The organism is Thioclava sp. PTB-PU3-1 (assembly GCF_055666785.1).
Genome location: NZ_JBVNVL010000007.1, coordinates 25,870 through 46,230 on the forward strand (window position 1 = coordinate 25,870; position 20,361 = coordinate 46,230).

General features: G+C 65.4%; 16 protein-coding genes. 10 read left to right on the top strand and 6 right to left on the bottom strand.

What is annotated here, in order from left to right; translation table 11 throughout:
* The first annotated feature begins 14 nt into the window (after positions 1-14).
* The 8 genes from murB (at position 15) to recN (ending at position 10,029) form a co-directional block, all read left to right on the top strand.
* Positions 15-947, top strand: a complete 933-nt coding sequence (gene murB / locus ACZ7GB_RS16645; protein WP_472159595.1) for a UDP-N-acetylmuramate dehydrogenase — start codon at positions 15-17, stop codon at positions 945-947.
* Positions 948-1,013: 66 nt separating this feature from the next.
* Positions 1,014-1,928, top strand: a complete 915-nt coding sequence (locus tag ACZ7GB_RS16650) for a D-alanine--D-alanine ligase (protein ID WP_472159596.1) — start codon at positions 1,014-1,016, stop codon at positions 1,926-1,928.
* Positions 1,916-2,881, top strand: coding sequence for a cell division protein FtsQ/DivIB (locus ACZ7GB_RS16655; protein ID WP_472159598.1), 966 nt, complete (start codon positions 1,916-1,918; stop codon positions 2,879-2,881). Before ACZ7GB_RS16650 ends, ACZ7GB_RS16655 begins: the two co-directional genes overlap by 13 nt.
* Entirely contained in the window at positions 2,878-4,203 is a 1,326-nt protein-coding gene (ftsA, locus tag ACZ7GB_RS16660) for a cell division protein FtsA (protein ID WP_078522995.1), read from the top strand. The genes ACZ7GB_RS16655 and ftsA overlap by 4 nt, the downstream gene beginning before the upstream one ends.
* Before the next feature lie 269 nt (positions 4,204-4,472).
* Positions 4,473-6,176 (top strand): cell division protein FtsZ, encoded by a 1,704-nt coding sequence (gene ftsZ, locus ACZ7GB_RS16665; RefSeq protein ID WP_472159600.1) that lies wholly within the window; start codon positions 4,473-4,475, stop codon positions 6,174-6,176.
* A 233-nt stretch (positions 6,177-6,409) separates the two neighbouring features.
* A complete protein-coding gene (gene lpxC / locus ACZ7GB_RS16670; RefSeq protein WP_078522993.1) occupies positions 6,410-7,330 on the top strand; it encodes a UDP-3-O-acyl-N-acetylglucosamine deacetylase in 921 nt (306 codons plus the stop codon).
* Positions 7,331-7,509: 179 nt separating this feature from the next.
* The gene (locus ACZ7GB_RS16675; RefSeq protein ID WP_078523038.1) at positions 7,510-8,358 is read left to right on the top strand and encodes an outer membrane protein assembly factor BamD; all 849 of its coding nucleotides are present in this window, start codon (positions 7,510-7,512) and stop codon (positions 8,356-8,358) included.
* 21 nt (positions 8,359-8,379) lie between these two features.
* Positions 8,380-10,029, top strand: coding sequence for a DNA repair protein RecN (gene recN, locus ACZ7GB_RS16680; RefSeq protein WP_472159602.1), 1,650 nt, complete (start codon positions 8,380-8,382; stop codon positions 10,027-10,029).
* On the opposite strand, the gene ACZ7GB_RS16685 is transcribed toward recN, so the two are convergent.
* The 4 genes from ACZ7GB_RS16685 to ACZ7GB_RS16700 form a co-directional block, all read right to left on the bottom strand.
* A complete protein-coding gene (locus ACZ7GB_RS16685; protein WP_472159604.1) occupies positions 10,026-10,847 on the bottom strand; it encodes a glycosyltransferase domain-containing protein in 822 nt (273 codons plus the stop codon). The two genes, recN and ACZ7GB_RS16685, sit on opposite strands and share 4 nt — an antisense overlap.
* Before the next feature lie 34 nt (positions 10,848-10,881).
* The gene (locus tag ACZ7GB_RS16690; protein WP_472159605.1) at positions 10,882-11,619 is read right to left on the bottom strand and encodes a hypothetical protein; all 738 of its coding nucleotides are present in this window, start codon (positions 11,617-11,619) and stop codon (positions 10,882-10,884) included.
* A gap of 287 nt (positions 11,620-11,906) precedes the next feature.
* The gene (locus ACZ7GB_RS16695) at positions 11,907-12,299 is read right to left on the bottom strand and encodes an SgcJ/EcaC family oxidoreductase (RefSeq protein ID WP_078542649.1); all 393 of its coding nucleotides are present in this window, start codon (positions 12,297-12,299) and stop codon (positions 11,907-11,909) included.
* Positions 12,296-13,672, bottom strand: coding sequence for an FAD-binding oxidoreductase (locus tag ACZ7GB_RS16700; RefSeq protein WP_472159607.1), 1,377 nt, complete (start codon positions 13,670-13,672; stop codon positions 12,296-12,298). The genes ACZ7GB_RS16695 and ACZ7GB_RS16700 overlap by 4 nt, the downstream gene beginning before the upstream one ends.
* Before the next feature lie 176 nt (positions 13,673-13,848).
* On the opposite strand from ACZ7GB_RS16700, the gene ACZ7GB_RS16705 reads away from it, so the two are divergent.
* Entirely contained in the window at positions 13,849-15,237 is a 1,389-nt protein-coding gene (locus tag ACZ7GB_RS16705; protein ID WP_078571677.1) for a bifunctional enoyl-CoA hydratase/phosphate acetyltransferase, read from the top strand.
* Positions 15,234-16,406, top strand: coding sequence for an acetate/propionate family kinase (locus tag ACZ7GB_RS16710; RefSeq protein ID WP_472159608.1), 1,173 nt, complete (start codon positions 15,234-15,236; stop codon positions 16,404-16,406). The genes ACZ7GB_RS16705 and ACZ7GB_RS16710 overlap by 4 nt, the downstream gene beginning before the upstream one ends.
* 136 nt (positions 16,407-16,542) lie before the next feature.
* Here ACZ7GB_RS16710 and ACZ7GB_RS16715 read toward each other — a convergent pair whose 3' ends face one another.
* Positions 16,543-18,342 carry an aminopeptidase P family protein gene (locus tag ACZ7GB_RS16715; protein ID WP_472159609.1) on the bottom strand — a complete coding sequence of 600 codons (1,800 nt, stop codon included), beginning with the start codon at positions 18,340-18,342 and terminating at the stop codon, positions 16,543-16,545.
* The gene (gene cobT / locus ACZ7GB_RS16720) at positions 18,342-20,219 is read right to left on the bottom strand and encodes a cobaltochelatase subunit CobT (RefSeq protein WP_078606197.1); all 1,878 of its coding nucleotides are present in this window, start codon (positions 20,217-20,219) and stop codon (positions 18,342-18,344) included. The genes ACZ7GB_RS16715 and cobT overlap by 1 nt, the downstream gene beginning before the upstream one ends.
* Positions 20,220-20,361 lie beyond the last annotated feature (142 nt).

Here is a 20,361-nt window from a genome sequence, read left to right on the forward strand (position 1 = left end):
CTACGAGATGCGCCATGACTGATTGTCCTTCGACCTATACCCCGCGCGGCGCGCTGACGCCGAACCGTCCGCTCGACTCGCTGACCTGGCTGCGCGTGGGCGGCCCGGCGGATTGGCTGTTCCAGCCTGCCGACGAGGAGGACCTTGCAGAGTTCCTCAAAGGGCTGCCCGAGGAGATCGCGGTCTTTCCGATGGGCGTAGGCTCGAACCTGATCGTGCGCGATGGGGGACTGCGGGCGGTGGTGATCCGCATGGGGCGGGGCTTCAACGGCATCGCCTGCGAGGGCGACACGGTCACCGCGGGCGCCGCGGCGCTCGACGCCCATGTCGCGCGCAAGGCGGCGCAGGCGGGGCTGGACCTGACTTTCCTGCGCACCATTCCCGGCGCGATCGGCGGGGCGGTGCGGATGAATGCGGGCTGCTACGGCTCTTACGTCGCCGATCACCTGATCGAAGCGCGCGTGATCACGCGGGCAGGGGAGCGGGTCACGCTCACGCCCGGGGATCTGAACTTCGCCTACCGTCAGAGCGATTTGCCCGAAGGCTGGGTGCTGACCGGCGCGACGTTCCGGGCGGAGGCCGGTGACCCCGACGCGCTTGAAGCGCATATGGCCGAGCAACTGGCCAAGCGCGACGCGACCCAACCCACCAAGGACCGCACCGCCGGATCGACCTTCCGCAACCCGGCGGGCTTTTCCTCGACGGGCCGGGCCGATGACACGCATGAGCTGAAGGCGTGGAAGGTCATCGACGACGCCGGAATGCGCGGCGCGCGCATCGGTGGCGCGCAAATGTCGGAAAAACACAGCAACTTTATGATCAACACTGGCGGGGCGACCGCGGCCGATCTCGAAAATCTCGGGGAAGAGGTGCGCAAAAAGGTTGTGCAATCGAGCGGAATTTCGCTAGAGTGGGAAATCATGCGTGTAGGAGAATTCGAGGCGTAAGACCTCCACCCTGCAACGCAATTACCGGACGGGGGTCAACCCCCGCATGAGGCGAAAGTAGCGGGTATGTCGAGCAGGGCATCCCACCGTGTGGCGGTTCTTCTGGGCGGCCCTTCTGCTGAGCGGGAGGTGTCTCTGTCCTCGGGGCGCGAATGCGCCAAGGCGTTGCGCACGGCGGGTTTCGAAGTGATCGAGATCGACGCGGGAGAGGATCTTCCGCAACGGCTGAGCGATGCCGCGCCCAATTGCGTTTTCAATGCTTTGCATGGTCGCTGGGGCGAGGATGGCTGCGTTCAGGGCATGCTCGAATGGCTCCGCGTCCCCTACACGCATTCCGGTGTGCTGGCCTCGGCGCTGGCGATGGACAAGGCGCGCGCCAAGCAAGCCTATGCCGCCGCGAACCTGCCGATCGTGCAATCCGTGATCGCGACCAAGGACGACGTGATGGCGCGGCACGTGCTGCCCGCGCCTTATGTCGTGAAGCCGAATAACGAGGGCTCGTCGGTCGGCGTCTATCTGGTGATGGATGGCGCGAACTCGCCGCCGCAGCTATCGGCCGAGATGCCCGAAGAGGTGATGGTCGAGACCTACGCCCCGGGCCGTGAGCTGACGGTTTCCGTGATGGGCGATCGCGCGCTTTGCGTGACCGAGATCATCACCGAGGGCTGGTACGACTATGACGCGAAATACCGCCCCGGCGGCTCGCGCCACGTTCTGCCCGCCGAGATCCCCGTCGAGATCACCGAAGCCTGCCTCGATTATGCGGTCCGCGCGCATCAGGTGCTGGGCTGCCGGGGCCTCTCGCGCACCGATTTCCGCTGGGACGAGGGCAGGGGGCTCGCCGGTCTCGTGCTGCTGGAGACCAACACCCAGCCCGGCATGACGCCCACGTCGCTTTCGCCCGAACAGGCCGCGCATTGCGGCATCGATTTCCCCGAGCTTTGCGCTTGGTTGGTGGAGGACGCCTCATGCGGCCGCTGAACGGTGCCCCGCCGCGCGAAGCCCCCGGGCATCGCCAAGGCCCTTCGGGCGGTATGGCCCCTCGCGTTTACCAACGCTCCAAACGTCCCGCCCGCCGCGATCCCGCGCCGTCGCGGCTTGCTTTCAAACTCGAACGGCTGTGGCTCACGCCTGCGGTGCGCGCCTTCACCCGGATCGGCGTGCCGATTGTTCTGATCGTCGCGGGTCTCGGCCTGTGGCTGGGCGATCCGGGCCGCCGCGCCGATCTCGTCGCGCAGGTGCAGGATGTGAAGGACGCGATCGAACATCGCCCCGAATTCATGGTCAAGCTGCTGAAGATCGAAGGCGCGAGTCCCGAGGTCGCCCATGCCGTGCGCGCGATGCTGCCGGTGGGGCTCCCTGCGTCCAGCTTCGATATCGACCTCGACGCCTATCGCGACACGATCCGCCGCCTCGATGCGGTGGCCGATGCGCGGCTGGTGATCCGCCCGGGCGGCGTGCTTGAGGCAGACGTGACCGAGCGCGTGCCCGCGATCCTCTGGCGCCAGCCGGGCGGGCTCGAAATGCTCGACGCGTCGGGCCACCGGGTTGCCACTCTGATTTCCCGCGAAGCGCGCCCCGATCTGCCGGTGATTTCCGGCATGGGCGCGGATAAGGCGGTGCCCGAGGCGCTGGAAATCATTGCCGATGCCGGTCCGCTTCTGTCGCGTCTGCGCGGGTTGGAGCGACTGGGCGAGCGCCGCTGGGATCTCGTGCTGGATCACGATCAGCGCATCATGCTTCCCGAGACGGATCCCGTCGCCGCACTCGACCGCATCCTCGCGCTCAACACCGCCGAGGATCTGCTTGCCCGCGATTTCACCGTGATTGATTTTCGAAACAAGGACCGTCCGACGATCCGGCTCAGCGATAACGCGCTCGCCGAATTCCGCCGGGTGCAGTCTGACATTCTCAAAGCGAGGGCCACGCAATGACCGATCTCTACGAGTTCCAGCGCGCAATGCGCAACATGCGTAAGGCAGCGATGCAACGGGGCGTGATCGCGCTTCTCGATATCGGCAGTTCCAAGATCGCCTGCCTCGTTCTGAAATTCGACAATCCGAACGGGTCCGAGGATGAGGACTCGCTGGCCGGGCACGCCTCGGTGCGGGTGATTGGGGCCGCGACGACGCGTTCGCGCGGGGTGCGCTTCGGCGAGATCGACGCGATGGCGGAGACCGAGCGCGCGATCCGGACCGCCGTGCAGGCCGCGCAGAAGATGGCCAATACCCGCGTCGATCACGTCATCGCCTGTTTCGCGGGCGCCGAGCCCCGGTCCTACGGGCTGGCGGGCGAGATCGAAGTGCAGGGCGATCAGGTCACCGAGGTCGATGTGAGCCGCGTGCTGGCATCGTGCGATATCCCGCCGCTCGGGGCAGGGCGCGAGGTGCTTCATGCGCAGCCGGTAAACTTCGCACTCGATCACCGCTCGGGTCTGGCCGATCCGCGGGGCCATGCGGGGCAGCGCCTCGCGGTCGACATGCATCTGCTGACCGTCTCCGACACCGCGATCCAGAACCTGATCTATTGCATCCGTCGCTGTGATCTCGAACTCGCGGGCATCGCCAGCTCGGCGTACGTTTCGGGCGTCTCCAGCCTCGTCGAGGACGAGCAGGAACTGGGCGCGGCCTGCATCGACATGGGCGGCGGCGCGACCGGCGTGTCGATCTTCATGAAGAAACACATGATCTATGCCGACGCGGTGCGGCTGGGCGGCGAGCATGTCACGCGCGACATCGCGGCGGGGCTGCGGGTGCCGATGTCGGTGGCCGAGCGGATCAAGACCTTCCACGGCGGCGTTGTCGCCACCGGCATGGACGATCGCGAGATGATCGAGCTGGGCGGCGACTCCGGCGACTGGGAAAAGGATCGCCGCCAGGTGAGCCGCGCCGAACTGATCGGAATAATGCGCCCGCGCGTCGAGGAAATCCTCGAAGACGTGCGCGCGATCCTCGATGCTGCGGGGTTCGAGCATCTGCCCTCGAAGCAGATCGTGCTGACGGGCGGGGCGAGCCAGATTCCCGGTCTCGACGGGCTGGCCGCGCGAATCCTCGGCCAGAATGTGCGGCTCGGGCGGCCCATGCGGGTGCAGGGTCTGCCGCAGGCCGCGACCGGCTCGGGCTTCTCTTCCGTGGTGGGTCTGTCGCTTTTCGCGGCGCATCCGCAAGACGAGTGGTGGGATTTCGAGATGCCCCCCGAAACGCTGGGCGGGCGCTCGCTGCGCCGGGCCATCCGCTGGTTCCGCGATAATTGGTGAAATGTTGCAAAAGTGAAAATTGACTGATCTCAGGCCCCTGTCGCGCGAAGTTCAAGTTCGCGTAGCGGCGGCGGTCTGGCCGCATCATCCACACAATATGCTGACGTCTGCGCGAAATACCGCTGGTCACGGAATCTGGAGCTCCAGATTTTGTGGTCCGAAGCGGTTTTTTACGTGACGCTGCGGCGATTCATCGCTAAAATCGGTCTAATTTCCATTGAAATCGGCCTGGGACAGGGTCGGGCAGCAACAACAGGCGGACATACCACATGGCGTTGAATTTGATGATGTCAGAGCACGAGGACCTGAAGCCCCGGATCACCGTATTCGGCGTCGGGGGCGCGGGCGGGAACGCGGTCAACAACATGATCGAGCAGCAGCTTGAGGGCGTGGAATTCGTGGTCGCGAATACCGACGCTCAGGCGCTGCAGCAGTCCAAGTCGCAGGCCCGGGTCCAGATGGGCACCAAGGTCACCGAGGGTCTGGGCGCAGGCGCACGTCCCACGGTGGGCGCGGCCGCGGCCGAAGAAAGCATCGAGGCGATCGTCGATCACCTCGCAGGCGCGCATATGTGCTTCATCACCGCCGGCATGGGCGGCGGCACCGGCACCGGCGCCGCTCCGATCATCGCGCAGGCCGCGCGTGAGCTGGGCGTGCTGACCGTCGGCGTCGTGACCAAGCCCTTCCAGTTCGAAGGCTCCAAGCGGATGCGTCAGGCCGAGCAGGGCCTCGAAGAGCTCCAGAAGGTCGTCGACACGCTGATCATCATTCCGAACCAGAACCTGTTCCGTCTGGCCAACGAGAAGACCACCTTCACCGAGGCCTTCTCGATGGCGGACGACGTTCTGTATCAGGGCGTCAAAGGCGTGACCGACCTGATGGTCCGTCCGGGCCTGATCAACCTCGACTTCGCCGACGTGCGTGCGGTGATGGACGAGATGGGCAAGGCGATGATGGGCACCGGCGAGGCGACGGGCGAAGATCGCGCAGTTCAGGCTGCCGAGAAGGCCATCGCGAACCCGCTCCTCGACGAGATCTCGCTGGCAGGCGCCAAGGGCGTGCTGATCAACATCACCGGCGGCTACGACCTGACGCTGTTCGAACTCGACGAAGCGGCAAACCGCATTCGCGAAGAGGTCGATGCGGATGCCAACATCATCGTCGGCTCGACGCTGGACCCCGACATGGAAGGCGCGATGCGTGTCTCCGTGGTCGCGACCGGTATAGATGCGCTGGCCACCCCGGCGGAAGTCCCGGTGCCGCGCCGCTCGCTCGCCGAGCCGCTGAAGCCCGCGGAAACCGCAGCCGAAGCTACCATCGAGCATGCGCCCGCTCCGGCGCCGCAGCCCGCTCCGGCCCCGCAGCCCGCGCCGCAGCAGGCACCGGCCGCTCAGGCAGCCCCGCAGCCCGCGCCGCAGCCGCAGCAGACCGCACAAGAGCGGACCCTGTTCGACGCGCCCGCAGCTCGCGCCACGATGGAGCAGCCGCGCGCTCAGGAAGCCGCTGACGACCTGCCGCCGCCGGCCTATCGTCCGCAGCCTGCGCCCGCGCAGGATCTGCATGTCGAAGACGGCGCGCATGACTATGTCGCACCGCGTCCGCGTCAGCCCGGCACCCCGTCGCCGGAAGCCCTGCGTCGTCTCGAGGCGGCGGTGAACAAGGCTCCGTCGAGCGCGCCCGCGCAGCGTCCGATGGCGGCGACTCGCCCGGCCGCACCGCAGCAGCCGCAACCGCAGCCGCAGGCAGAGCGTCCGCGCTTTGGCATCAATTCGCTGATCAATCGCATGACCGGCCACGGCCATGCCGAGCAGGGCCACGCGCCCCAGCAGCACGCTCCGCAGCAGCCCGCGCCGCAGCCCCAGCAGCAGCGTCCGCAGACCGCTCAGCCGCGTGCCGAGGCCTATGATGATGAGCAATCCGAGGATCAGGATCGCATCGAGATCCCGGCATTCCTGCGCCGTCAGGCGAATTAATCGCTCACAAAGACTTCACGAAACGTCGAAAAAGGCCTGCGAGAGCGGGCCTTTTTCTATTATAAATTAGGGGCTTATGTGCGTTTGCGCGGCGTTCCGCCCGATCGCGGACGCAATGTTTCAGGCCGTTACAAAGAGTGAATTGTTAACCCCGCCGTCTCTGACTAACTGATGCTGCGGCTCTCGGACCCGTGTGTTCGTGGATCGCCAGAGAAAAAAGTTGTGAGGTTATCGTGCAGACGACGCTTGCCAAATCCGTGGCCTTTTCCGGCGTTGGGCTCCATTCGGGCGCCCCGGTCGAGATGCATGTGCATCCGGCGCCTGCAGGCCATGGAATCGTGTTCCGTCGCACCGATGTGTCCGGCGTGAACCCGCGTGTGCCCGCTTTGTGGAGCAACGTGCCGAGCGCGACGCTCTGCACGCTGATCGAAAACGAGGACGGCGTTCAGGTCTCCACGATCGAGCACCTGATGGCGGCTCTCGTGGGCTCGGGCATCCACAATGCGCTGATCTCGCTGGACGGGCCGGAAGTGCCGATCCTCGACGGGTCTTCGGCCCAGTTCGTCGCGGCGTTCCGCGCGGCTGGTTTGCGTGAGCTTGCCGCTGAACTGCGCGCGATCCGCATTCTCAAGCCGGTCGAAGTGCGCAACGGTCAGGCCGTGGCGCGCATCGAACCTGCCGCGGGCCTCGAGATCGATTTTGCGATCGACTTCACCGACGCCGCGATCGGTCGTCAGAGCAAGCGCCTCAAGATGGCCAATGGCGCCTTCGTGCGCGAGTTGATGGACAGCCGCACCTTCTGCCGTCTCGCCGATGTCGACGCGATGCGCGAGAAAGGGCTCAGCCTCGGCGGCACTTTCGAGAATGCCGTGGTCGTCGATGGCGACAAGGTGCTCAGCCCCGGCGGTCTGCGTCACGCGGATGAACCCGTGCGCCACAAGATGCTCGATGCGCTTGGCGATCTCGCGCTTGCGGGCGCGCCGATCCTCGGTCGCTATCGTGGCAACCGCGCGGGTCACGCGATGACCAACCAGCTTCTGCGGGCGTTGTTCGAGCGCCCCGATGCGTGGTGCTGGGAAACCTGTTCGCCCGCGCAGGCTTACAGCTTGCCCGGCGCTGGTGTATGCTCGGCAGCGGCACTGGCATCGGCCTGAATGCATCGCGGCCCGGTCACGGGTTCGCGGGCATCGGGAAAAGGGGCGTCAAAACCCGCAAAGGCATTTTGCGCCCCGGATTTTTCTATGCTAGGACATGCCGAACGGCCTCCGAAACGGGGTAGTGATTGACGGGTCCGGGGCCTTTCTCCGGCAACGAAAGAGGGATGGGGCAGGGCATGGCGCGCGGCAAACTGGCGGCAGCGAAACTCGGGGCTCTTGGTCTTGTAATGGCGCTTTCCGCCTGCGGTACTGACCCGAACAAAGCACCGAACCTCGAAAACTTCACGGCCAAGCAAATCTACGAGCGTGGCGAATATGAGCTGGAGGTCGGCAATCCGCGCCGCCCCAATACCGCGCTGAAGTATTTCTCCGAGGTCGAGCGGCTTTACCCCTATTCGCAATGGGCCAAGCGCGCGTTGATCATGGAAGCCTATGCCCAGCATAAGGCGAAGAATTACGAAGAAGCCCGCGCTTCGGCGCAGCGATTCCTCGACACCTATCCCGGCGACGAAGATGCGGCCTATGCGCAATATCTTCTGGCGCTCAGCTATTACGATCAGATCGACGAGGTCGGCCGCGATCAGGGCCTGACCTTCCAGGCGCTGCAGGCGCTGCGCGACGTGATCGAGAAATACCCGGATTCGGAATATGCCCAGTCGGCGATCCTGAAATTCGACCTCGCCTTCGACCACCTCGCGGGCAAGGAGATGGAGATCGGGCGTTACTACCTCAAGCGCGGCAACTACACCGCGGCGATCAACCGCTTCCGCGTGGTGGTGGAGCAATTCCAAACGACGAGCCACACGCCCGAGGCGCTGGAACGTCTGGTGGAGGCCTATCTGGCGCTCGGCATCACCGATCAGGCGCAGACCGCAGGCGCGATCCTCGGCCACAACTTCCAGTCCTCGCCCTTCTATCAGGACGCTTTCAACCTGCTGCAAAAGCGTGGGTTGAAGCCCGAGGCGAAGGGCAACGGATGGCTGTCCAGCGTGTATCGTCAGGTGGTTCAGGGCAAGTGGCTCTGATCGGGGCCCTCATGGTCTGAAATGCTACATTCGCTGGATATCCGCGACATTCTGATTATCGAGAGGCTGGAGCTGGACTTCGGCCCCGGCCTCAATGTGCTGACCGGCGAGACCGGGGCGGGCAAGTCGATTCTGCTTGATTGTCTGGGCTTCGTGCTGGGCTGGCGCGGCCGGGCCGAACTGGTGCGTCAGGGCGCCGATCAGGGCGAGGTGACGGCGGTGTTCGAGCTGCCCTCCGATCACCCCGCGCGCGAGGTACTGGCCGAAGCGGGCATCCCTGTCTCGGACGAGTTGATCCTGCGCCGGGTGAATGCGCGCGACGGCCGCAAGACCGCGTGGATCAACGACCGCCGGGCGTCCGGTGACGTGCTGCGGCAGGTCTCCGCCTCGCTGGTGGAGCTGCACGGTCAATCCGACGATGGCGGTCTGCTCAACGAACGCGGTCACCGGGCGCTGCTCGATGCCTTCGCGGGCCATTCGGATCTGCTGGAGGCCACCCGCACGGCGTGGAAAGCCCGCGCGGCGGCGGCGCGCAAGCTGGAGGCGGCGCGCAGCTCGCTTGCAGCGGTGAAGGAGGAGGAAGAATTCCTGCGCTATGCGGTGAAGGAATTCGACACGCTCGATCCGAAACCCGGCGAGGAAGCCGAGCTCGACAGCCAGCGTCGCCTGATGCAGGGCGCCGCGAAAATCCGCGAAGATGTGTCGCGCGCCTTTGCCGCCCTCGGCCCGGAAGGGGCGGAGGGGATGATGCGCGACGCCGATCGCTGGCTGCAGGGCGCGGCGGACCGGGCCGAGGGGCGTCTCGACGCGCCGCTGGAAGCGTTGGAACGTGCCTTCCTCGAACTGGGTGAGGCCGCGCAGGGGGTGGAGACCGCGCTGGATGCGCTCGATTTCGATCCCCATGCCTTGGAGGCCTGCGAGGAACGTCTGTTCGCGATCCGTGGCCTTGCGCGCAAGCATGGTGTGCTCGCCGATGAACTTGCCGATTTCGCCGAAGGCCTGCGCGAGAAGCTTGCCGCCTTGGACGCGGGCGAAGAAGGGATCGGCGCGCTGGAAGCCGAGCTCGCCAAAGCAGGCGCGACCTATGACAAGGCTGCCGCTGCGCTGTCGAAGGCGCGTGCCGAGGCTGCAGGGCAGCTCGATGCCGCGATGGCGGGCGAATTGGCGCCGCTGAAGATGGACCGCGCCGTGTTCGAGACGCGGATCTCCGAGGGCGAGCCCGGTGCCGAGGGCACCGATACCGTGCGCTTCACCGTCGCCACCAACCCCGGCGCGCCGGCTGGACCGCTCAACAAGATCGCGTCGGGCGGCGAGCTGTCACGCTTCCTCCTCGCGCTGAAAGTCGTGCTCGCGCGCGGCGCCGATACGCTGACCCTGATCTTCGACGAGATCGACCGCGGCGTGGGCGGGGCCACAGCCGATGCCGTGGGCCGTCGTCTCGCAAAGCTCGCCGAGGGCGCTCAGGTCCTCGTCGTCACCCATTCCCCGCAGGTCGCCGCTCGCGGCGCGACCCATTTCCGCGTCGCCAAATCGGTCAACAACGACATGACCACCTCCGAGGTCCGCGCGCTGGCCGAAGCCGAGCGCACCGACGAAATCGCCCGCATGATCGCAGGCGCCGAAGTCACCGAAGCCGCGAAGGCGGCGGCACTGGATTTGCTGAAGGGTTAAGCGTCGGTCGCGCGTGTTTTGCGGCGATTGGACAGGTAGCACCGTACCTGATTGCGCAGGGTCTTTCGATGCATCGAGAGATAGTAACGCGCGATCGAGAGCTTCGTGCGCTGTTTCGTGTGAAAATGCGGCATATGAATGAAGTAGGGGTTGGGTTTGCGGAATGACCACCCCCAGCGATGGACCTGAAGCGGGATCTTCTTGAGTACCCAAGGCAAAGAGAGTTGATCCCGTTTGGAGCCGTGACGGAATTCCTGCCACCATAGTGACATCGCATCGGACAAATGGGGGCTGACGTGCCTTCGAAATATCACACCGTTTTCAGAGAGAGGAATTCCGCTATCAGGGGGCAACTCGTTCTTGTAGCGGGCCGCTTGAGCCGCCATTGCAAGCTTCTCTTCGCTCGTGAACCGATCGCTGGCGCAAAGGGCGATCAGTTCTTCGGAAACGTTGCGGCGCGCCGGATGTTTGAAGAGGCCGATCTCGGCACCCGATGTGATAAACTCGTTGAGCAATATCTCGAGTTCACCGACGCTTCGCATATTGCCATCGAGATAGACAGAATAGTCGTACTCGGGAAAGATTTCATGCGCGAACATCTTGCACCAGCGGTTCGCATCGCTGGAACTTAAACCCCGGGCGGGCTCTGGGAGCGGCCTGACGGTCCAACCGTGCGCCATCATCGCTGTGTTGGACAGAAGAATATAGTCGAAGGCCGGATTGAGCCGCCGAGGAGGCAAGGGCATATCGTAATCGTCTATGATGGCCGAGTAGACGACCATCTTTCTAGGGAATGAAGAGCGCGAAGCTATCGTCATAGTGACTGTCCCCTTATCCAAAGCGCCACTCGGCTCAAAGTGAAAACACGCTCCCGCGCGCGATTTTCACGAGTTCTCTGAATCTTTCAGCAATGGCGGGGGCGGAAACACGCGCGGCCATCGCCTGTGTCGCGCTCAGGGCCTGTGTCCAGTTTGGCGCGCTGAACTCGGCGGCCATCTTCGCGAATGCCGCTTTTACCGCCGTGTCGCTGTCGTCTTCGGTGAAATAGGGATAGTCCGCGCCAAGCAGCGCTTCGGCATCGGGCACCGAGCGGTTCACCAGCGGAACGGCTCCGCAGGCGGCGGCGATCATCCCCTTGGTGAATGGTTTCGTCACGCGGCCGCCTTGCGCGTCGGGGCGGACGCAGTAATGCGCGCTGTAATCTCCAAGCGCCTCGAATGTGGCCTCGAAATCTTCGGCATGGGCCGCGTTGAGCACGTCGATCTTGTCTCGCAGCGCTTCGCTCATTTGGCAGTTCAGCGGGTCGCCGAAATAGACCATGCGGAATTTGTCCTGCTGCGCGCGTACAGCCTGATTGGCGAGGCGAATATCGGGGCCGTGCAGGATTGTGTGGACTTTGGACGAAAAGCGGGGACCGCCGGCGTTCCGCTCAGAGATAAGGTCGACCAGCTGACGTTCGGATTGGTACGAGCTTGCGATGTGCAGATCGGCGGCGGGCGACAAAAGCCGGTCGAGATCGCCATCGACATAGTCGGCGCAAATTGTCCCGCCGCGTTTTTTCAAGATCGCGGCGACCTCGGGGCGCAGCACGGGCAGGGCGCTTTTCGTGACGAAGAAGATCGCGTCTTCAGGTTGGCGTGCAGCCCAGAGACGGCGCGCGATCTTGCCCCAAAGCTTCGACTTACGCGGCGCGAGGGAAATGGAGAGATCGATCTCGTCGCCAAGCTCGGGCGAAATCAGTTCAATCAGCTGATGGGCGCGCATGAAGGTGCTGCCCAGCGAGAGGTGCCGGTCGCTGCAAACGAAGACGATTCTTGGTCTTATTTCTCCCATGTCGCAACCATAGGTTAAGCGGCTGGGAGCCGCCATACGGCGTCTTACCCCGCCTCCACCACGAATTGCGCGGCGACGATTTCCCAGCCCGCTGGCGTCAGCCCGAGCGTTGCGGCCAGCGTGCAGCCGATCCGGCCCGCATCCGCGCCGTTTTCGGTGATGATCCCGGTCAGGACGAAGCGTTGGAGGACGACCGCGGCCTCGGCGCCGACGGCGCGCGATTTGGCCTTGCCGGTCACCAGTCGTGCGCGCGAGAAGGCGCCGGCGAGTTCGCCTGCGAACAATTCCGCGATCTGGGTACGGCCCGAGGCGATCCCGCCGGTGAGCGAGATGAAATCGGCATCTTCCGCGAAGAAGCCCGCCAGCGCCTGCGCATCGCGCGCGCCCCAGGCTTTCGCAAAGGCGCGCGGCAGCGCGTCCGGGGTTTCGAAGCTCATTCGTCCTGCTCCACCAGTTTGCCGGGATTGAGAATGTTCTGCGGGTCGAGTGCGCGCTTGATCTGGCCCATCACGTCCCAGCCCGCGCCATGCTCGCCGCGCATATAGCCCATCTTGCCCATGCCGATGCCGTGCTCGCCGGTGACGGTGCCCTGCATCTCGAGCGCACGTTCGGCCATCTTCGCGGCCACCTGCTTGGCGCGTTTGAATTCGTCCTTATCCTCGGGATCGAGCAGCAGGACGGAGTGGAAATTCCCGTCGCCGACATGGCCCACCACAGGGCCGATCAGCCCGGCTTCGAGGATGTCATGCTTCGTCGCGGCCACGGCCTCTGCCAGCCGCGAGATCGGCACGCAGATATCGGTCACCAGCCCCATGCAGCCGGGGCGATGCGCGATCGTGGCGGGGTAGGCGCCGTGGCGCATCTTCCACAGCTTGTTGCGGTCCTCGGTCGTCGTCGCCCATTGGAAATCGGCGCCGCCCATCTCGGCCACGACCTCGCCGAACCGCTCGGAGGCTTCGGCCACACCGCTTTCCGAGCCGTGAAACTCGATCATCAGATGCGGTTTCGCGGGGAAATCGGTGCCGTTGGCCTCGTTGAAGATCTGCGCGGTGAGGTCGTCGACAAATTCGATGCGGGCCATCGGGATGCCCATCTGGATCGTCATCTGCACCGTCTCGACCGCCGCTTCCAGCGTGTCGAAGGCACAGACCGCAGACGAGATCGCCTCGGGCTGGCCGTGCAGGCGCAGCGTCAACTCGGTGATGATACCAAGCGTGCCTTCCGAGCCCACCATCAGCGCGGTCAGATCGTAGCCTGCCGAGGATTTCTTCGCGCGGCTGCCGGTGCGGATGATGCGACCATCGGCCAGCACCACCTCCAGCGCCGCCACATTGTCGCGCATCGAGCCATAGCCCACCGTCGTCGTCCCGCTCGCCCGGGTCGCAGCCATCCCGCCAAGCGAGGCATTCGCGCCCGGATCGACCGGGAAGAACAGCCCCGTCGCGCGCAGGTCTTCGTTCAGCGCCACACGGGTCACGCCGGGCTGGACGCGCACCTGCATATCCTCGGCCAGAACGTCGACCACACGGTCCATCTTCATCAGATCGAGGCTGATCCCGCCGCGCACCGGCACCGCGTGCCCCTCCAGCGAGGTGCCAGTGCCATAGGGCGTGATCGGCACGTCATGGGCGGCGCAGATTTTCACGATCCCGCTGACTTCCTCGGCGCTGATCGGATAGGCCACCGCATCGGGCGGGGCGAAAGCGAACCATGTCTCGTTGCGGCCGTGCTGGTCGCGCGCGCCTTTCGAGGTGTCGAGCCGGTCGCCCAGCAAAGTTTCGAGTTCCGCCAGCGCCTCTGCCAATGCCATGCACGCCTCCCATTTTTGCTGCCCAAGCTTTAGGCTCAGCCGCGCGCGAGTGAAAGGGTTCCTGCGGTTTGTCGGCGGTTTTTGTCTCGGATCAAGGATTTGTCGCGAATCTCTGCCTAGCTAGCAGCGCGCAGGTCCGGCAGACTTGCGCGGCAGGCAAAAAGAAGGAGCGCGCCATGATTTTCGAGAGCCGGAAATGGGATGAGATCGAGGTCGGTCAATCGGCGGAGTTGAAGCGGCTGTGCACGGCCGATGATTTCTACGTTTTCGCGGCGGCCTCGGGCAATCACAACCCGGTTCATCTGGAGGCCGAGGACGGCGATGGCGACGGCCAGAAGGAGGCCTACGCGCCGGGCATGTTCGTGGCCTCTCTGATCACCGCCGTGCTGGGCAATCTGTTGCCGGGGCCGGGGACGCTCTATCGCTCGCAAAGCCTGCGCTTCCACGATCTCGCGGCTGCCGGGCAGGAGCTCTGCGCCCGCGTCGAGGTGCTCGAGAAGCTGCCCGGCGATCTTCTGCGAATGAAGACGGAAGTGCGCCGCGTGGGCGATGACGCGTTGATCGTCGAGGGCGAGGCCGAGGTTCACGCTCCGCAGAAACATTTGAAATTCGATGCGCTCGAAGTGCCGGGCCTGATCTCGCAGCGCCACCGCCATTTCGAGAAACTGCTGGAGAAAGCCGAGCCGCTGCCCGATCTGGTCACCGCCGTCGTCTGCCCCGAAGAGCCGGTGTCGCTCGACGGTGCGCTCCTCGCCGCCGAACATCACCTGATCGAGCCGCTGCTGATCGGCCATCCCGAAAAGATCATGTCCGTCGCGAAGGAGCTGGGCCGCGACGTGACCAAGTTCGAGATCCTGCCCGCAGAGCACCCCCGCGATGCCGCGCGCATGGCGGTGCAGCTGGTCAACGAGGGGCGCGCGGGCGCAGTGATGAAGGGCCACCTGCATACCGATGCGCTGCTGAAGCCGATGCTCGACAAGGCGACGGGGCTGCGGGTCGGCAAACGCTTCACCCATGTCTTCGTGATGGATGTGCCCGGCGTCGTGCATCCTCTGATCGTCACCGATGCCGCGATCAACATCGCGCCCGATCTCGAGACCAAGGTGCATATCGTGCAAAACGCGATCGACGTGGCGATCTCGATCGGGATCGAGGTGCCGAAAGTGGGCGTGCTGTCTGCGGTCGAGACCGTGACGCCCGCGATCCCGTCGTCCCTCGATGCGGCGCTCTTGTCGAAGATGGCAGAGCGCGGGCAGATCACCGGGGGCGAGGTCGATGGGCCGCTGGCGATGGACAATGCCGTCGATCTGGCTGCCGCGCGGACCAAAGGCATCCGTTCGGCCGTGGCGGGCCGGGCCGAGGTGCTGGTCGCACCCGGGATCGATTCCGCGAACATGCTGGCCAAGCAGCTCGCCTATATCTCCCATGCGGAAGGGGCGGGGCTGATGCTGGGCGCGAAGGTGCCCGTCATCCTGAACTCGCGCTCCGATAGCGGGATGGCGCGGCTGGCCTCCGCCGCCGTGGCCTCGATCCACTACCACCGCACCTGTGGGGACCGCGCATGAGCACCCGCGCGATCCTGACGCTGAATTCCGGCTCGTCTTCACTGAAACTTGGGCTATTTTCGGAAGATCTCGAGACGCTCGCGCTCGGCCATGTCGACCGGATCGGGCGGCGCGAGGCGGCGATGAAACTCAGCGGCCCCGATGGCGCGCCGCTGCCGCTGCCCGCCTCCGCCCCGGACGATTTCGCGACCAATGCGGCGGCGCTCCACACCGCGCTTGCGGCGTTTCAGGCGGCCTTTCCGGGACTGGAGGTGATCGCGGTCGGCCACCGGATCGTGCATGGCGGGATCGACCATGCCGCCCCCGAGCCCCTGTCCGAACCGCTGATGAAGGAGTTGGCCAAGCTCGCCCCCTTCGCGCCGCTGCACCAGCCGCATAACCTCGCAGGCGTGCGTGCGGCGGTCGATACCTTCCCCGGCACGCCGCAGGTCGCCTGCTACGACACCGCCTTTCATCGCGGCCATCCCTTCGTCAGCGACACCTTCGCCCTGCCGCGCCGCTATTACGAGAAGGGCGTGCGCCGCTACGGCTTTCATGGGCTGAGCTATGATTTCATCAATGGCGAGCTGACCCGCACCGAGCCCGACTTGCATAAGGGCCGGATGATCGTCGCGCATTTAGGCTCGGGCGCGTCGATGTGCGCGATCGAGAATGGCCAGTCGGTCACCTCGACGATGGGGTTCTCCGCGCTCGAAGGGCTGCCGATGGGCACGCGTCCGGGCGAGCTCGATCCCGGCATCCTGCTCTACATGATGGATCAGGAGGGGATGAGCGCGTCCGAAATCTCGACGCTGCTCTACAAGGAATCCGGGCTTCTGGGCATGTCCGGCATCTCCAACGATATGCGCACGCTGGAAGGATCAAGCGATCCCAAGGCGAAAGAGGCGATCGACTATTTCTGCTTCCGCATCAAACGTCAGATCGGCGCGATGGCGGCGGCGATGGGCGGTCTGGACGGGATCGTCTTCACCGGCGGGATCGGAGAGAATTCGGCGCGCGTGCGTGCGCAGGCCTGCGACGGTCTGGGATTCCTTGGGGTCGAAGTTGACGCCGAGGCCAATGCCGAGAATGCGCGCGAGATCGGGAAGGGCGCGGTGCGGGTGCTCGTGATCCCGACCAACGAGGAAATCGTCATCGCGCGGGCGGCGAAGGCCGTGCTCGACTTGTAAGCGATGGCGCTTGCGGGTCCTGCTGGACGCTCCGCGGGGGATATTTGGAGCAGTTGGAAGCAGAGCGCAGGCTTCCCTTCCAATTGCCCTAAATATCCCCGCCGGAGGCATCCGACGGCTTTCGGCGCGCGCAGTCTCAGATCGGCGCGCAGGCGGTTTGCAGCCAGGCCTTGGCGCGCTCGCTGACCTTCGGCGCGATCCGCTCCAGCACCTCGGCGTGATAGGCGTCGAGCCAGTCGCGCTCTTCGGGACCAAGCAGCTCGACATCGATCAGGCGGCGGTCGATCGGCACCCAGGTCAGCGTCGAGAAGGACAGTTGGTCGCGATTGTCGCCCTTAGCCTCGGCCTCTTCGGTGAGGATCAGGTTCTCGATCCGGATGCCGAATGCGCCCTCGCGGTAATAGCCCGGCTCGTTCGACAGGATCATTCCGGGTTCGAGCGACAGGGTCGACACCCGAGAAATCCGCGCGGGGCCTTCGTGCACGCAAAGCGCAGCGCCGACGCCATGGCCGGTGCCGTGATCGTAATCCCAGCCCTCGGCCCAAAGCGGTGCACGGGCGAGCGCATCGAGATGGGCGCCTGCCACGCTGCGCGGGAAGCGCGTGCGCGACAGCGCGATCATGCCCTGCAACACGCGGGTGAAGGGGCGTTTGGCGTCTTCCGGCACATCGCCAACGGCGACGGTACGGGTGATGTCAGTGGTGCCATCGACATATTGGCCGCCGGAATCCACCAGCAGCAACTCACCCGGTTTCACGGGGCGATTGGTGTCCTCGTTCACGCGGTAATGGACGATCGCGCCATTGCCGCCCGCGCCGCAGATCGTCTCGAAGGAGATGTCGATCAGCGCGTTGGTATCGCGGCGGAAGCCTTCGAGCGCAGTGACCACGTCGATCTCGGTCAGCTTGCCTTCCGGGGCCTCCGTATCGAGCCAGCTGAGGAACTCGACCATCGCCGCGGCGTCGCGCAGATGCGCCGCCTCCATGCCCGCAACTTCGGCGGCGTTTTTGCGCGCCTTCGGCAGGATGCAGGGATCGCGGGCCTCATGGATCTTGGTGTCGTGATCGGCCAGCAGCAGCGAGACGGCGAGCGGCGCGCTGTCGGGGTCGACCAGCACCGGGCCTTCAATGGCCTCCAGCGCGGCGGTCAGGCTGTCGGGTGGCAGGATCGAGACCCCGTCGCCCAGATGGGCGCGCAGCTCGGCGTCGAATTTCGCGTCATCGGCAAAGAGCTTCACCGCGCCATCGTCGAAGAGCACCGCGAAGGACTGAACCACCGGGTTGCGGGGGATGTCGGAGCCGCGAATGTTCAGCAGCCAGCAGATCGAATCCGGCAGGGTGAGGACGGCGGCCGCGATATCGTCGTCGCGCAAGCCCTCGGCCAGACGGGCGCGTTTCTCCGCCGCCGTTTCGCCCGCAAATTCCGGCGGGTGAATGCGGGCCGGTTCCGCGGGCGGGGCAGGGCGGTCCTCCCAGACGCGGTCCACGAGGTTCTCGCTCTCGATCAGCGCGATGCCGGTGCCGTCCAGCCCCTCGCGGATCTTCGCGATTTCGGATTTCGTGTGCAGCCACGGATCGAAGCCGATCTTGGCACCTGCGTGGGCATGGTCTTTCAGCCAGTCGTCCGGCTTCACCTCGGGCCAGTTCACCGGCGTGAAATGGTCGAGCGAGACCTCGGCGCGCACCTGCACCCGGTAGCGGCCATCGACGAAGACGCCCGCGATCTCGGGCAGGGCGATGCAGAAGCCTGCCGATCCGGTGAAGCCCGTCAGCCACCCCAGCCGCGCATCGCAGGGCGCGACGTACTCTCCCTGATGCGCATCGGCGCGGGGAATGATGAAGCCGTCGAGCCCCGCTGCGGACATGGCTTCGCGCAGCGCCGCCAGCCGGGGCGGGCCCAGTTCGGGGCGCGATTGCACCGAGAAATCCTGAAACATCAGATAGCCTTCTTGATCCCGAGGAAGCGGGCGCGGGCCCGCGGATCGCTGTCGAAGAGGGAGGCGAGCTGTTCGGTCATAGCGCCCGCCAGTTGCTCCACATCGGTGATCGTCACCGCGTGCTGGTAATAGCGCGTCACGTCATGGCCGATGCCGATCGCGATCAGTTCCACCGCGCGGCGGCGCTCCACCATCGCGATCACGTCGCGCAGGTGTTTTTCCAGATAGATCGCGGGGTTCACCGACAGCGTCGAGTCGTCCACCGGCGCGCCGTCCGAGATCACCATCAGGATCTTGCGCTGCTCCGAGCGGGCGAGCATCCGGCGATGCGCCCATTCCAGCGCCTCGCCGTCGATGTTCTCCTTGAGCAGGCCTTCCTTCATCATCAGGCCCAGATTGGCCCGCGTCCGGCGCATCGGCGCGTCGGCCCGCTTGTAGATGATGTGGCGCAGGTCGTTGAGGCGACCGGGGCTTTGCGGGCGGCCATCGGCGAGCCATTTCTCACGGCTCTGCCCGCCTTTCCAGGCGCGGGTGGTGAAGCCAAGGATCTCGACCTTCACGTCGCAGCGCTCCAGCGTGCGGGCGAGCACGTCGGCACAGATTGCCGCGATCGAGATCGGGCGGCCGCGCATCGAACCGGAATTGTCCAGAAGCAGCGTCACCACGGTGTCGCGGAACTCGGTATCCTTCTCGACCTTGAAGCTGAGCGGCGTCGTCGGGTTCGCGACAACGCGGGCGAGGCGGCCCGCATCGAGCATCCCTTCCTCGCGGTCGAATTCCCACGACCGGTTCTGCTGTGCCTGCAGGCGGCGCTGCAGCTTGTTGGCGAGCCGCGAGACCGCGCCTTTCAGCGGGTCGAGCTGCTGATCGAGATAGAGGCGCAGACGCTCCAGCTCGGCCGGTTCGGCCAAGTCCTCGGCGGCGATCTCCTCGTCGAATTCGGTCGTGTAGACGGCGTAATTCGGATCGGCCTGCGAATGCGGCGGGGGCGGCGGTGGCTCCAGCGGCGCATCGGCCTGCGGCATGTCCATCTCGTCGCTCATTTCCTGATCGGCGAGATCGTCGGAGCTGACGGAGGTCTGGGTCTGGTCGTCCTGCGCTTCCTGGCTGGATTCCGGCGTAGCCTCGGCCTCGTCGTCCTCCTGCTCGTCGCGGGCCTGATTTTCGCCCTGTTCCTCGTCGGCGTTCTCTTCCTGCTCGTCCTCGGCCTCGTCGCCCATATCCTCGTCGGGATCGTCGCCCAGCTGATCGGCATAGCCGAGATCGGCGATCACCTTGCGGGTAAGACGTGCGAAGGCGGCCTGATCGGCGAGGACGTGGTTGACGTTCTCCAAATCGTCGCCCGCCGATTGCTCGATGAAGGGGCGCCACAGGTCGAGCACGTTATCCGCGCCGGGCGGCAGTTTCCGGCCCGTCGCCAGTTCGCGCACGAAATAGCCCGCGGCGACCGAGAGCGGTGCCTCTTCCGGGGCGCGGATCTGGGCATAGCCCTTGCGCTCGGCCTCATGGGCGATCTTGGCGTCGATATTCGACAGCGTGCCGGGCATGTCGCGCGCGCCCAACGCTTCGCAGCGGGCGGTCTCCATCGCCTCGTAGATCGCGCTCGCCAGATCGCCCGAGGGCGCATAGCGGCTGTCGATCGCGGCATCGTGGTGGCGGCGGCGCATCGCCATCGCATCGGCCGTGCCGCGCGCCAGCAGAACCTCGTCACGCGTCATCCGGCGCGAGACCTGCGGCAGGCGCATCGTGTCGGCGGTCATACCCGAAGGGTCGACCGAATAGCTCACCGTCATATCGGGCGCGTCGGCCATCGTCTTGGTGGCCTCGGCCAGCGCCTTTTTGAAGGGATCCGCGGGGTTGTCGGAAGGCTTGCTCATAGCCTCAGATAAAGCATCGCGCGCGTCCGCCCGCAAGAGCCGATCGCGCGAGACGCGCGCGGCAGGTCGGCCCGATTTGAGCGGGGCGGGGGGCTGGGAAAGTTCCCGCTGCTGGCGCGCGGTATCCGTTCACCTATGCACA